Origin of the sequence: Falsochrobactrum tianjinense, from assembly GCF_019100495.1 — a bacterium.
Taxonomy (GTDB): Bacteria; Pseudomonadota; Alphaproteobacteria; order Rhizobiales; family Rhizobiaceae; genus Brucella; species Brucella tianjinense.
Genome location: NZ_JAHRVA010000001.1, coordinates 222,775 through 235,316, shown reverse-complemented (window position 1 = coordinate 235,316; position 12,542 = coordinate 222,775). Strand labels below are relative to the sequence as shown.

Below are 12,542 nucleotides of genomic sequence, written 5' to 3'. Positions count from 1 at the left end.
CTCCTACGGCTTTCTCGAGAGATCGTTCTGTCATAAGATTCATCACCTTGTCTCCCGTTTACCAGCGGCGCTCGAAACGGCGGCGCAGGATTATTGCGGCAATATTCATCGCGGCCAGAAACAGAAGCAGGACAATGATAGCGCCTGATGTGCGTTCTACAAAAGCACGTTCCGCTTCATTGGCCCACATGAAAATCTGCACAGGCAGGGCAGTGGCCGGATCCATCGGCGTCGCAGGCATATTGGCGACGAAAGCTACCATGCCGATCAAAAGCAGCGGGGCGGTTTCACCCAGCGCCTGCGCAAGTCCGATGATCGTGCCGGTCAGAATACCGGGTGCGGCCAGCGGCAGGACGTGATGGAAGACCATCTGCGTCTTGGATGCACCCAGCCCCAGAGCCGCGGCGCGGATCGATGGCGGCACGGCGCGCAGCGCGGAACGGGTCGCGATGATGATCGTGGGCAGCGTCATGAGCGTGAGCACCAGACCGCCGACAATGGAGGCCGAGCGCGGCAAATTGAAGAAATTAATGAAGACCGCAAGGCCCAGAAGACCGAAAACAATGGATGGCACGGCGGCCAGATTGTTGATGTTCACCTCAATGAGATCGGTAAAGCGGTTCTTCTTGGCAAACTCTTCCAGATAGATCGAAGAGGCGACACCGATGGGCAGCGCCAGCCCAAGCACGATCAACATCATATAGAGCGAGCCAAGCAGGGCGACGCCCAGCCCCGATGTTTCAGGGCGGCTGGAAGCGCCGAACGTGAACAGGCCCTTGTTGAAAGCCTGGCTCATGACGCCTTCTTCAGCCAGAGTGTTCATCCACCCCACCTGGCGGTCGGAGACCTTGCGGTTGCTTTCGGCAACGGAGAGATCGATCTGGCCTTTATAGGCCGAATCAATGTCGGCACCCGCCAGAACCGGAACGGTCTGCGTTGTGCCGATGAGGGAGGGATCATTCATCACCATCTGGCGAAGCTGCACGCGCACGCCGTCGGAATACATGCGGCCAAGATCGCGCATGGCGGGGCGATCCGTCTTGGCCACGCCGAGCTTTTCAGCCAGCGCGTTACGAACCAGCAGCGGATAGTTGGCAGTGATAAGCACATTGGGATCGGTCGCACGCTTGTTGCCCGGATCGATCACCTTCTCGCTCAGTTCCACCGGCAGATACAGTGTCGTCTGCCAGAAAGCCGTATAGCCCTTGGAGAAGACCGAAAACAGCAGCGCGCAGAGGAAAAATACGCCGATGGCGATGGCGACAATGCCATAAATGCGGAAGCGGCGTTCGGCAGCATAGCGGCGTTTCAGCCCGATATCGCGGCGCTTTGGCTGTGCTGAAGAACCGTCAGCCTGGAAGGTTGCATCGGTCATTATTCGTACTGCTCCCGGTACTTGCGGACGATATAGAGCGCGAAGATGTTCATGATCAGCGTCAGGACAAACAGCGTGATGCCAAGAGCGAAGGCGACCAGCGTCTGCGGCGAATTGAATTCTAGGTCGCCGGTGAGCTGGTTGACGATCTTCACGGTAATGGTGGTCATCGCCTCAAAGGGATTGACGGTGAGGCGGGCGGCGACGCCTGCGGCCAGCACCACAATCATGGTTTCGCCGATAGCGCGCGATGCGGTCATCAGCAGCGCGCCGACAATTCCCGGAAGGGCTGCGGGCAGCACCACACGCTTGACCGTTTCCGAGCGAGTCGCGCCAAGGCCGAGCGAGCCGTCGCGCAGCGAGCGTGGAACGGCGGTAATGATGTCATCGGACAGCGAAGAAACAAAGGGGATCAGCATCACCCCCATGACGAGACCTGCCGTCAGCACGCTCTGCGCCATGATGAAACCCTGGCCGCCCGCAATCGCTGCGGAAAGATCGCGCAGGAACGGACCGACCGCGACCAGCGCGAAAAAGCCATAAACGATGGTCGGAATACCGGCCAGAAGCTCCAGCAACGGCTTGACCACAGTGCGTAATCTGGGCGAGGCATATTCTGCCATATAGATCGCCGAGAACAGGCCGACCGGTACCGCGAAAAGCATGGCGACAAGAGCGATATAAAGCGTGCCCGCCAGAAGCGGAATGAGGCCGAACTGTCCCGTTTCTCCGCCGGAACCGGCGGCTGCGAAGCGCGGATCCCAGACCGTGCCAAAAAAGAAATCCATCGGCGCAATCGACTGGAAAAAGCTGATCGTCTGGAACAGCATCGAGAAAATGATGCCGACAGTTGTGAGAATGGCGATGCCGGAGGCCGCGATCAGCCCCCATAGCACGATGCGCTCGACATTGTTGCGGGCGCGCCTGCGGCGGCTGATCGACGACAGGCCGAACAATGCGCCGGCAACCGCAATGACCAGAGCAATCGCCGAGCCGATGGTGCGGGAAAGATCGCTTGCTTTCTTGAGGAAGAGGGCGATGGGGACCATATAGTCCTGCCCTTCGGTGGCCAGCGCCACGCCTTTTGAGCCAAGCACGTCGCGCGCTTCCTGATAGGTCTGCGGGAAGTTTTCGAATTCGGCGGGCGTCAGTCGTTCCAGACCCTCTGCAAGGCTGCTGATCATGCCAAGCTGAAGACTGCGACTGGTATAGGAGCCTGCCTCGGTTCCTTGCGGCAGTCGCGAGGTCGCGCTGCGATCAAGATAGACGGATGAGCCGATCGACCAGATCAGGAGAAAAAGTATTGCGGGCAATGCCGAAACGAGAAAAACCCACCAGCCGTGATAATGCGGGCGGGAATGCATTTTCTCCCATTCGGGACCCGTGCTGGCTACAGGCTGCGACTTATCGAGTGCGACAGCGCGCTGGCGCCCGATAAAAAAACCGATCAGCCCGATAGCAACGACACTGACAAGGACCAGAAAGAAGGACATTCAATTTCCCCGGTTGCCCAAGAATGCAAAGCAGAGATGCGGGAAGGGGTTCTCCCCGCATCCTCCTAATTCACAGATTACTTCGCAGCAAGGACCTTGCCTTCGGCGAAGCTTGCGCGCTGTGCTTCACGCTCTGCTTCCGGAGCCGGGACCAGGCCGTACTCGGCAAGCGGACCGTCGGGGCCGACCATCTGTTCGGACAGGAAGAAATCAACATATTCCTTCAGGCCGGGGATGACGCCCAGATGAGCCTTCTTGACGTAGAAGAACAGCGGACGCGAAACCGGATATTCACCCGAAGCGACACTTTCAGCCGAAGGCACTACATCGTTGACGGTCGCAATCTTGAGCTTGTCGGCATTGTTTTCGTAGAAGTAGAGGCCGAAAACGCCAACGCCGGTCTTGTTGGATTCGATGCGGGCCAGCGTTTCGCTGTAATCGCCGTCGATATCAACAGCCTTGCCGTCCTTGCGGACTGCGATGCAGGCATTGCCAGCAGCCTTGTCGTCAAGGCCGGTCGCCTTGATTGCGTCAAGAGCGCCAGAGGTTTTGCAGCCGTCAGCCAGAACTTTTTCTTCGAATACTTCGCGGGTGCCGTGCTTTTCGCCCGGAATATAGGCGGCGATGTCCCAATCCGGCAGATCAGGATTGACCTGGTTCCACTTGGTGTTCGGATTGTCGACCAGCTTGCCGTCGACAACGATCTGGGCGGCCAGAGCCGTGTAGAGATCCACAGGCTTCAATTTCCAGTCCGGACCCTGCGCGTCGGTGGCGAATACGATGCCGTCATAGCCGAAGCGGACTTCCTGAACGTCCTTGACGCCAGCGTCGATGCAAGACTTGAGTTCCGAGTCCTTCATGGCGCGCGATGCATTGGCGATATCGATAGTGTTTTCACCAACGCCCTTGCAGAATTCCTTGATGCCTGCGCCCGAACCGCCCGATTCAATGACGGGGGTCTTGAAATCCGGGTAGGTTTCGCCGAAAGTTTCGGCGACGATCTTGGCATAAGGCAGGACGGTCGAGGAACCGGCCACCTGGATCTGGTCGCGTGCCTGAGCAGCGGAAACCGACAGAACCGCCGCAATGGCGAGCGCCGCGGTCGAGGAAATCATCTTGTTCATGAGCATTAGCTCCTGTTGTAAAAGACATATGACGGGAAAGCGTCAGTAGCCGTCTACGCGCTCTATATTACATTCATATGACAGGATTGTTACAGCTTTGTATCAATAAGGCTTGCGAGCCTTTATATGGGAGTTCGACCCATCTTTCGTGCGAAACCTATTCGCCGGGGCGCGACAATACATAAATGGCCGAGCCGAGCATGAAGAGCGCGACCAGAAGCGCAAGCATTGGACCGGGACGCACTGACCACCAGAACATGCCATAGCCGAAGATCATGCCAAGGCAGGCATAGAGTTTTGCGCGCGGCGGAATCGCGCCGCGCTCGCGCCATTTGATGACCATCGGCCCGAAATGCGGATTGGTGAGCAGGCGCGCCTCGAATTTCGGCGACGAGCGCGCGAAGCATGCCGCCGCAAGGATGATGAAGATCGTCGTCGGCATTACCGGAAGAACCGCGCCGATGATCCCCAGCGCCACCATGAAAAAACCAAGACACAGATAAAACACACGCTTGCCCGCCGAAACCGCGGAGCGCGACGGGTTTGCATCGTCCTTGTGCGGTTTATGCTGCATGATTTTCCGTTCCGAACCTGAGCGCTTATAGCAGGATTTTGCCGATTTCATGCACGGATGCGCAATCAAAGTTGCGTCAGTAGGCGTGGCTTGACCTGCTTCGAACTGTCACTCCTGCGCAAATTCGCAAGATAAAAACAATCATGGATTGTATCTGCTGCAAAATAACCCAATTCTTACAACTGGCGCGGATAGTATCAAAACCTGCCCTGCAAATAGAAATTGCATCGACAATCTGGTCCAGCAGATGCAGATACAGGATATTCACTTCCTTTAAGCGTTCGAACACATATCGCTCTATGGATATTTTGAGGCTTCTTGGTAAATAGCAAATAAAACTCCATAAACAACACGAACACCTTTAAAATATTTCTTAGACAATATTGATTAATAAAACAAACAACGTTTAGTATAGGATAATTTTCCGCCCAGAAGATTTATTCATCGGCCTTATTCTGTACTCATTGAGATCACGCCATCGCCATACTTTTATTCCAGATCGCGCAGGCCTTTCTCATTCATGACTGGGAAGGCATCCTGAAACGACTCTTGGAATTGGTATGAAGTTCAATATTCGTATGGCTATGCTCGCCGTCGCGACGACAGGTTTTTTTTCAGTCACTGCAATGGAGGCGCAAGCCGCGCGCTGCGGAAGCGCATCCTGGTACGCCCTCACCTCGCGCACCGCTTCAGGCGAACGCATGAACCCCGCTGGAATGACTGCAGCCCATCGCACCCTGCCGCTCGGAAGCAAAATCAAAGTCACCAATCAACGAAACGGCAAGTCCCTCATTGTGCGCATCAATGATCGCGGTCCTTTCATCAAAGGTCGCGTGCTGGACCTTTCCAAAGGAGCAGCAAAACGCCTGGGCTTTATCAGCGCCGGCCATACAAAGGTCTGCTTCACGCCTGTCTGAAAACTGTCTGTTTTACCGGATAGATCAAAACAGCCGCTGCCTCGCCAGCGGCGTTTTTTTGCCCTTCTCAGCAATTCTAGCGTGTATTTTCTGTGTCATGCCCGCATTAACCATTAATTAAGAAGTTGGGCGAAGGCGGGCAATCCGAATTGACTCGAGCCATGTTTCATATTTTAACTTTTCGTTAATAAATGCCCTGTGGGGGCTGTGAAAAAGGCGTTGAGTAATGTTTTGCGTAGTTCGCCCGGTCAAGAAAGTTATCGCTGCTGCAAGTGTTGGTGCAGCCCTTCTCCTGTCGGGCTTTGGCGCGCAGGCCGCCGCAAGCGCCTATATGCAGACGGGCAAGCTTACCTCGCAGCCCATCGGTCATTATGAGTTCTGCAAGCGCGAAACCAAGGAATGCAGCATTACCAGCCGCAATACACGTCCGCTCCAACTCGGCCATGACAACTGGCAGGGCATTATCAAAGTCAATCTTTCGGTCAATGAGCGTATTCAGCCGATGACCGACATGGAAATCTATGGCGTCGAGGAATATTGGGCCTATCCGACCACGGTCGGCGACTGCGAGGATTATGTCCTGCTCAAGCAGCGCGAACTGGCCGAAGCCGGCATTCCTATGACCGACCTGCTGATTACCGTCGTTCGCAAGCCGGATGGCGAAGGGCATGCGGTTCTGACCGTGCGCACGGATCGCGGCGATTTCATTCTCGACAATCTGACCGACGAAGTCATGCGCTGGGACGAATCCGACTACACCTTCCTCAAGCGCCAGTCAGCGAGCAATACAGGTCGCTGGGTCACCATCGAAGCACCGGACAATTTGCTGGTTGGCTCGGTACGTCAGTAGATAGGGACTACGCCGAGTCCCTTGACCTTCAGCTCTGAAGCAATCGTGTTTGAGAGAAAAAAGAGGTCCTGGCCATGAAACAGCAAATCTCCGTGATTACACTGGGCGTTGCCGATATTGCTCGCTCCCGCCATTTCTACGTCGGGGGGTTCGGGTGGACGTCCATATTCCAGAACGAGGAAATCATCTTCTACCAGATGAATGGTTTCGTTCTCGGTACTTTCCTGAAATCCTCACTCGAAAGCGATATGAACCGCTTCGGCCATATGCGGCCGGGCGCATTTTCGCTGGCGCATAATGTGGGGGACAAGGAAGATGTTGAACCGCTTATGGAAAAGCTCGTACAGGCGGGCGGGAAAATACTGCGCCCTGCCGATGCGCCGCTGCATGGCGGGTTTCGCGGTTACGTCACCGATCCGGACGATCATGCTTGGGAGATCGCATGGAACCCGGCCTGGACGATCGATGAAAACGGGCTGGTGACATTCGGGTTGTAAAATTCGCTCCGGGAAGCTCTTTTTGCGCTCCCCAGCAACGGGGAGACAGTGTGCGATTTTGATGACGGGGGCAGTCATGTCGAAAATTCTATTCATCTCGCATCCAGAAGTGCTGATCGATCCCCATAAGCCTGTGCCAAACTGGCGATTATCGCCGCACGGTATAGACCGTATGCGGGCTTTTTCCGAAGGCCCGGAACTGAACACAATCCAGGCGATATGGTCGAGCGGGGAAACCAAAGCCATCGAGGCCGCAGGAATACTGGCTGGAGCGCTGGGGATCGGCCTATCCGTGGACCGACGCTTCAATGAAATCGACCGCAGCGCCACCGGTTTCCTGCCTTCGAGCGTGCATGAAGAGGTAGCCGATCAATTCTTCACCCTCCCCGAAACAAGCATTCGCGGCTGGGAACGAGCCGTCGATGCACAAGAGCGGATAGTTCGCGCCTTTGAAACCGTGATGCATCATCACCCAACGGGTGACATCGCTATTGTCGGGCATGGGGGTGTCGGCACGCTTCTCCTGTGCCGTCTGGCCGGTTTACCGATCGACCGCGAGTACGACCAGCCGTTTCAGGGGCATTACTGGAGCTATTCGCGGGAAGCCAGCGCAATCGTGCACCGCTGGAAACCAATCACCGAACGACTGTAGCGCCGCCCAGCGCGCCCTCATGTCGCCGACATCAGGCGTTCGGCGCCCATACGATAGGATATGGCTCCGGCCAGATGAATACGGCTGATGCAATCACTGCCGTCGAGATCCGCCAATGTGCGGGCGACTTTCAGGATGCGGTGATAGGCGCGGGCGGAAAAGCGCATTTGCTCGCTCGCATCCCGCAAAAGTTTCACTCCGGCAGCATCAGGCTGTGCGACTTCCTCGATCAGATTTGCCGAGCAATAGGCATTGGTCATCGACGGGTCGAGGCCGAGCGCCGAATAGCGCGCAGCCTGTGTGGTTCGTGCACGCGCCACCCGCTTCGCAACCGTTACACTTTTCTCCGATTGCGATGGCTTGATGAGATCGAGCGCGGAAACCGCAGGCATGTCCACGCGCAGGTCAATACGGTCCAGCAGCGGCCCGGAAATGCGCGCCTGATAATCGCTCTGGCAACGCGGGCCGCGTGCGCATGTATGCCCCGGTTCGCCCGCCATGCCGCAGCGGCACGGATTCATTGCGGCGATCAGCTGAAAGCGGGCCGGATAGCTTGTACGATGGTTGACGCGGGCGATCATGCATTCGCCTGTTTCAAGCGGCTGCCGCAACGAATCCAGCACCTGCGGCGAAAATTCGGGAAACTCATCCAGAAACAGAACGCCATTATGAGCAAGCGACACTTCACCCGGCTTCGCCCGATACCCCCCACCGACCATCGCCGCCATGGAGGCCGAATGGTGCGGCGCGCGAAAGGGCCTACGGTCGGAGAGCTTTCCGCCCGACAACTCACCAGCTATGGAGGCGATCATCGAAACGTCGAGTAGTTCACGCGGCGAGAGCGGCGGCAGGATCGAAGACAGACGCTGCGCCAGCATGGATTTGCCCGATCCGGGCGGTCCGACGAGCAAAAGATTATGGTTTCCGGCTGCGGCAATTTCCAGTGCGCGTTTCGCCGTTTCCTGCCCCTTGATGTCGGCCAGATCGGCCTGCGCCTCGCTCGATACGCGCATGGAAGGCTCAGGCGGCGTCAGCACCTGTGCCCCCTTGAAATGATTGGCCAGCGCGATCAGGCTGCGCGGCGCAAGAATATCAATATCCGCGCCTGCCCATGCCGCCTCCGGCCCGCATGCATGGGGACAGATCAGCCCCTTGCCTGCACGATTGGCTCCTATTGCGGCAGGCAAAACGCCTGCCACGGCAGCAATCGAGCCGTCGAGCGATAATTCACCCAGCACCAGATAGGATTGAATGGCGTCGGCGGGAATCGCGCCTATTGCGGCCATCAGCCCGACGGCGATTGGAAGATCGTAATGCGAACCTTCCTTGGGCAGATCGGCAGGCGCGAGATTGACCGTCACCCGCTTTGTCGGCATGGAAAGCCCGGAAGCATGCAGCGCCGCCTGCACGCGTTCGCGGCTTTCGGCCACGGCCTTGTCGGGCAGGCCGACAATCGACATACCCATTTTGCCCGGCGCAACCATGACCTGCACGTCGACCGGCACTGCTTCTATGCCCTGAAAGGCAACCGTTCCCACCCGCGCGACCATGAGCCCCCGCTTGCCACGCAGCACATCTCAAAAGTGAGAGTGTGCTTAAATACAACCAGGGGATTTAAGCATTTCTCACCGAATCAATCAAGAACGATTGTAGAACGAATTTAGCGTTTGGCTTCAACGGCATCCCAGAACAGCGCCGCTATGTTGGTGCCGTCAAAACGCTCTATTTCGCGAATGCCGGTTGGCGAGGTGACGTTGATCTCGGTCATATAGTCGCCGATCACGTCGATACCGACGAGGATGAAACCGCGCTCCTTCAGCGACGGGCCGATGCGCTCACAGATTTCGCGCTCGCGCGGCGTAAGCTGGCTTTGTTCGGCACGGCCGCCCACATGCATGTTGGAACGCACATCTGTTTCTGACGGCACGCGATTGATCGCGCCGACCGGCTCGCCATCGATCAGAATGATGCGCTTGTCGCCTGCACGCACATCCTTGAGATAACGCTGCGCGATGAACGGCTCGCGGAAAAGCTGCTCGAACATTTCCAGAAGCGATGTGAGGTTGCGGTCGCCATCAGCCAGATGAAAAACCCCGGCCCCGCCATTGCCGTAAAGCGGCTTGAGGATGATGTCGCCGAATTCATGGCGGAAATCGAGGACTTCCTGCGGGTCCTTGGTGATGAGGGTTTCCGGCATCAAATCGGGAAATTCGGTAACGAAAATCTTTTCCGGGCTGTTGCGCACCCAGGCGGGATCGTTCACCACCAGCGTCTTGGGATGGATGCGCTCCAGCAAATGGGTGGTGGTGATGTAGTTCATATCGAAGGGCGGATCCTGGCGCAGCAGGACAACATCCATTTCCGACAGGTCACGGCGCACCGGCTCGCCCAGCGTGTAATGGTCGCCCTTAATGTCGCGCAATTCCATCTTTTCGATAAGCGCCGTGACAATACCATCGCGCATGGAAAGGCGGTCGGGCGTGTAATGATAAAGTTCATGACCACGCTTTTGCGCCTCAAGCGACAGGGCAAAACTGGTGTCGCCCGCAATATTGACCGTACTGATATGGTCCATCTGGACCGCAACTTTAAGAGCCATGATTTCCTCGCGATTCGCAGTTGCCGGGAACTTAAAACGGAATCAACGGACGAGATAGCTCTTTCTGTGGCCTGAAAGGCCGCAGGCAGGCAGTTCTTGCTTTTGCCAGAGGCTTCTGTCAGACGCCTTCGACGATCACGATCTCGCCGTCCGCCACGGTCTGGCGGATGGCTTTCGCCGCCTGATATTCGGGCGAATTGTAGCAATCGAGCGCGTGCTGCATGGATTCGAACTCTATGATGACATTGCGCGCGCGGCCTGCTCCCTCGACCGCCTCCGCCTTGCCGCCGCGTGCGATAAACTTCGCGCCATAACGCTCGAAAGCGGGCTTGGCCGTCGAAACATAATCCTTGTAACGCTCCGGGTCACGGGCATCCACGCGGGCGATCCAATAGGCCTTGGTCATGTCTTCCTCCTCGATTGCAACTATAAAGCCGACTGCATTTCTTCCAGAATAGCCGTTGCTGCCGCCTGGCGGTCGGATGCTGCCACAATCGGGCGGGCCACCACAAGATGGCTGGCTCCCGCCTTCAATGCATCCGCTGGCGTCATGATGCGCTTCTGATCGCCCTTTTCCGCCCCGGCGGGACGAATACCGGGTGTTACAATAGCCATTTCCGGCCCGATTGCCTGCCGGATGGCCGCAGCTTCCGCAGCCGATGCAACAATGCCGCCCATGCCAGCGTCGCGCGCCTGACGCGCGCGCCTGAGCACCAGCGTTTCCGCCGTATCCGAATAGCCTGCTTCCTTGAGATCGGCATCGTCCATGGAGGTGAGAACCGTCACGCCGAGCAGGCAAAGGTCCGAGCCGCCAGCCGCTTCCACGGCGGCGCGCATGGCCTTGGGATAAGCGTGCAGGGTGAGCATGGAAACACCCATCTTCGCGACATTCTCCACGCCTTTGGCGATGGTGTTGTCGATGTCGAGCAACTTCATATCGAGAAAGACTTTTTTCTTCGCCGCAATCAGGCTCTTCGCGAAATCCAGACCGCCCGCAAAAACCAGCTGATAACCGATCTTGTAGAAGGAAACCGCATCGCCAAGTTCTTCGACCAGTTTTTCCGCTTCGGCGATAGTCGGCACATCAAGACCCACGATCAGGCGCTCACGCAAATCCGTCGTCGTCATAAATCTCTCCATGATGATTTTTATCCTCTTTGCACAACAGGGCGCGGTACGAAAGATACCGCGCCCTGAAATCTGCAAGCGAAGCGATAAATCAGCCCCTGGATGCTTCCACACGCTCGATGAGGCTGCGACAAACCGTCGAAAGCATTCTGGCGCTACGCTCGTCTTTCAGCGTCGCATCGTCGTTGAACGCTTCCGAAGCGCGTGCCACCGAACATTGTTCGGTGACGATCTGCGTGCCGACATTCATGAGCACTGCACGCAAATGATACAGACCGCGAAGACCGGCGAAGTTGCCGTTGGACGTCGAGCATAGCCCCACTGTCAGCCCCGCATAGGGCTTGAACGGCTTATCGCCATCGCGCGAAATACGGCTGACCCAGTCAATGGTGTTCTTGAGCAGCGGCGGGATCGATGCATTATATTCCGGCGAGCAGATCATCAGTCCGTCATGGGCGGCAAAGAGCCGCCCGAGCCGGAGCGCATTTTCCGGAATGCCATGCTCCTTTTCCAGATCCTCATCCATGATCGGTAACGGAAAATCGGCAAGCGTTATGCGTGTAACTTCCGCGCCCTGGGAAACCAGTTCCTTCGAGGCCGCGTCGGCCATATGGCCGGAATAGGCCCCTTTGCGAATCGAGCCTGCAAAGACCAGAATATGTGCAGTCATGGAAACTCCGGGAAATCAGACGAGCGGGCTGCGATAGACCCAAAGCTGCGCGGGCGGGACATTGCGCATTACGAAATCATAATGCTGTACAGCGTAATTGCCTTTTCCCGCTGGAACGGGCGGCATGGGGCCATAGGTGATCTGGATCAGGGGGCGCCCACGCGGAATGCGCGCAAGCAGGTTTTCAACCAGCCACACCCGACGCCCCATCGGAAAGTTGAGCATCGGCACGGCGGAGATAATGCTGTCGAATTGCAGGTCTTTTTTCTCGCCCAATGCTGCATCGATATCGAAAGCATCACCCTGAAGAATGTTCACATCGGGGAAGGCCTTACGCAGATGCTCGGTAAAATCCTGTGAATATTCAATCGAGTAGAGATCGGGCGGCTTCACGCCGTGATTGAGAATAGCTTTGGTTATGACTCCGGTGCCCGGCCCAAGCTCAAGAACCGGCAGGCCCGAAGTGGTATCGATGACGCTCGCCATGCGCCGCGCGGTGATGGAACTCGTTGGCAGAATAGCGCCGACCGCCTTAGGACCGTCTATCCAGCCTTTGAAAAAACGAATCTCCTCATCGAACTTCGCGGCCAGTTTCCTGCCGAGCTGTCCTGCCATTCTCTATGCTCCCACTGTCGTTATCGAACAAGTTTATGCCGTTTTCAA

14 protein-coding genes are annotated in these 12,542 nt (G+C 56.9%); 4 read left to right on the top strand and 10 right to left on the bottom strand.

The features are described 5' to 3' along the window. Positions 1-58 precede the first annotated feature (58 nt). From pstA to KUG47_RS01125, 4 genes are all read right to left on the bottom strand, one after another. The gene (gene pstA, locus KUG47_RS01140; protein WP_217676127.1) at positions 59-1,375 is read right to left on the bottom strand and encodes a phosphate ABC transporter permease PstA; all 1,317 of its coding nucleotides are present in this window, start codon (positions 1,373-1,375) and stop codon (positions 59-61) included. Further along, the gene (pstC, locus tag KUG47_RS01135; RefSeq protein WP_217676126.1) at positions 1,375-2,868 is read right to left on the bottom strand and encodes a phosphate ABC transporter permease subunit PstC; all 1,494 of its coding nucleotides are present in this window, start codon (positions 2,866-2,868) and stop codon (positions 1,375-1,377) included. The genes pstA and pstC overlap by 1 nt, the downstream gene beginning before the upstream one ends. Positions 2,869-2,945: 77 nt before the next feature. Then, positions 2,946-3,992: a PstS family phosphate ABC transporter substrate-binding protein gene (locus tag KUG47_RS01130; RefSeq protein WP_217676125.1), complete on the bottom strand. Its 1,047-nt coding sequence runs from the start codon at positions 3,990-3,992 to the stop codon at positions 2,946-2,948. A 157-nt stretch (positions 3,993-4,149) separates the two neighbouring features. Then, entirely contained in the window at positions 4,150-4,566 is a 417-nt protein-coding gene (locus KUG47_RS01125; RefSeq protein ID WP_217676124.1) for a YbaN family protein, read from the bottom strand. A 560-nt stretch (positions 4,567-5,126) separates the two neighbouring features. Here KUG47_RS01125 and KUG47_RS01120 point away from each other — a divergent pair. The 4 genes from KUG47_RS01120 to KUG47_RS01105 all read left to right on the top strand — a co-directional run bounded on the left by KUG47_RS01120 (position 5,127) and on the right by KUG47_RS01105 (position 7,482). Then, positions 5,127-5,483, top strand: a complete 357-nt coding sequence (locus KUG47_RS01120; protein WP_217676123.1) for a septal ring lytic transglycosylase RlpA family protein — start codon at positions 5,127-5,129, stop codon at positions 5,481-5,483. Between the two features lie 226 nt (positions 5,484-5,709). Further along, positions 5,710-6,333 carry a transglutaminase-like cysteine peptidase gene (locus KUG47_RS01115; protein ID WP_217676122.1) on the top strand — a complete coding sequence of 208 codons (624 nt, stop codon included), beginning with the start codon at positions 5,710-5,712 and terminating at the stop codon, positions 6,331-6,333. A 74-nt stretch (positions 6,334-6,407) separates the two neighbouring features. Further along, entirely contained in the window at positions 6,408-6,830 is a 423-nt protein-coding gene (locus KUG47_RS01110; RefSeq protein WP_217676121.1) for a VOC family protein, read from the top strand. A 76-nt stretch (positions 6,831-6,906) separates the two neighbouring features. Continuing rightward, a complete protein-coding gene (locus KUG47_RS01105; protein WP_217676120.1) occupies positions 6,907-7,482 on the top strand; it encodes a histidine phosphatase family protein in 576 nt (191 codons plus the stop codon). 17 nt (positions 7,483-7,499) lie between these two features. Here the strand turns inward: KUG47_RS01105 and KUG47_RS01100 are convergent, their stop codons facing one another. The 6 genes from KUG47_RS01100 to pmtA all read right to left on the bottom strand — a co-directional run bounded on the left by KUG47_RS01100 (position 7,500) and on the right by pmtA (position 12,494). Next, complete coding sequence (locus tag KUG47_RS01100) at positions 7,500-9,032, bottom strand: YifB family Mg chelatase-like AAA ATPase (protein WP_217676119.1); 1,533 nt, start codon at positions 9,030-9,032, stop codon at positions 7,500-7,502. A gap of 110 nt (positions 9,033-9,142) precedes the next feature. Continuing rightward, a complete protein-coding gene (gene gshB, locus KUG47_RS01095; RefSeq protein WP_217676118.1) occupies positions 9,143-10,081 on the bottom strand; it encodes a glutathione synthase in 939 nt (312 codons plus the stop codon). A 118-nt stretch (positions 10,082-10,199) separates the two neighbouring features. Next, positions 10,200-10,487 carry a DUF1330 domain-containing protein gene (locus KUG47_RS01090; RefSeq protein WP_217676117.1) on the bottom strand — a complete coding sequence of 96 codons (288 nt, stop codon included), beginning with the start codon at positions 10,485-10,487 and terminating at the stop codon, positions 10,200-10,202. Between the two features lie 20 nt (positions 10,488-10,507). After that, complete coding sequence (gene pyrF, locus KUG47_RS01085) at positions 10,508-11,209, bottom strand: orotidine-5'-phosphate decarboxylase (protein WP_217676116.1); 702 nt, start codon at positions 11,207-11,209, stop codon at positions 10,508-10,510. A 91-nt stretch (positions 11,210-11,300) separates the two neighbouring features. Further along, positions 11,301-11,879 carry an NADPH-dependent FMN reductase gene (locus tag KUG47_RS01080; protein WP_217676115.1) on the bottom strand — a complete coding sequence of 193 codons (579 nt, stop codon included), beginning with the start codon at positions 11,877-11,879 and terminating at the stop codon, positions 11,301-11,303. A gap of 15 nt (positions 11,880-11,894) precedes the next feature. Continuing rightward, positions 11,895-12,494: a phospholipid N-methyltransferase PmtA gene (pmtA, locus tag KUG47_RS01075; protein WP_217676114.1), complete on the bottom strand. Its 600-nt coding sequence runs from the start codon at positions 12,492-12,494 to the stop codon at positions 11,895-11,897. Positions 12,495-12,542 lie beyond the last annotated feature (48 nt).

What these genes read in the sequence shown, in the direction of transcription:
- pmtA (WP_217676114.1), bottom strand. Translation starts at nt 12,494, where the DNA reads ATGGCAGGACAGCTCGGCAGGAAACTGGCCGCGAAGTTCGATGAGGAG.
- pstC (WP_217676126.1), bottom strand. Translation starts at nt 2,868, where the DNA reads ATGTCCTTCTTTCTGGTCCTTGTCAGTGTCGTTGCTATCGGGCTGATC.
- KUG47_RS01105 (WP_217676120.1), top strand. Translation starts at nt 6,907, where the DNA reads ATGTCGAAAATTCTATTCATCTCGCATCCAGAAGTGCTGATCGATCCC.
- gshB (WP_217676118.1), bottom strand. Translation starts at nt 10,081, where the DNA reads ATGGCTCTTAAAGTTGCGGTCCAGATGGACCATATCAGTACGGTCAAT.
- KUG47_RS01100 (WP_217676119.1), bottom strand. Translation starts at nt 9,032, where the DNA reads ATGGTCGCGCGGGTGGGAACGGTTGCCTTTCAGGGCATAGAAGCAGTG.
- KUG47_RS01120 (WP_217676123.1), top strand. Translation starts at nt 5,127, where the DNA reads ATGAAGTTCAATATTCGTATGGCTATGCTCGCCGTCGCGACGACAGGT.
- pstA (WP_217676127.1), bottom strand. Translation starts at nt 1,375, where the DNA reads ATGACCGATGCAACCTTCCAGGCTGACGGTTCTTCAGCACAGCCAAAG.
- pyrF (WP_217676116.1), bottom strand. Translation starts at nt 11,209, where the DNA reads ATGACGACGACGGATTTGCGTGAGCGCCTGATCGTGGGTCTTGATGTG.
- KUG47_RS01080 (WP_217676115.1), bottom strand. Translation starts at nt 11,879, where the DNA reads ATGACTGCACATATTCTGGTCTTTGCAGGCTCGATTCGCAAAGGGGCC.
- KUG47_RS01115 (WP_217676122.1), top strand. Translation starts at nt 5,710, where the DNA reads ATGTTTTGCGTAGTTCGCCCGGTCAAGAAAGTTATCGCTGCTGCAAGT.
- KUG47_RS01130 (WP_217676125.1), bottom strand. Translation starts at nt 3,992, where the DNA reads ATGAACAAGATGATTTCCTCGACCGCGGCGCTCGCCATTGCGGCGGTT.
- KUG47_RS01110 (WP_217676121.1), top strand. Translation starts at nt 6,408, where the DNA reads ATGAAACAGCAAATCTCCGTGATTACACTGGGCGTTGCCGATATTGCT.
- KUG47_RS01125 (WP_217676124.1), bottom strand. Translation starts at nt 4,566, where the DNA reads ATGCAGCATAAACCGCACAAGGACGATGCAAACCCGTCGCGCTCCGCG.
- KUG47_RS01090 (WP_217676117.1), bottom strand. Translation starts at nt 10,487, where the DNA reads ATGACCAAGGCCTATTGGATCGCCCGCGTGGATGCCCGTGACCCGGAG.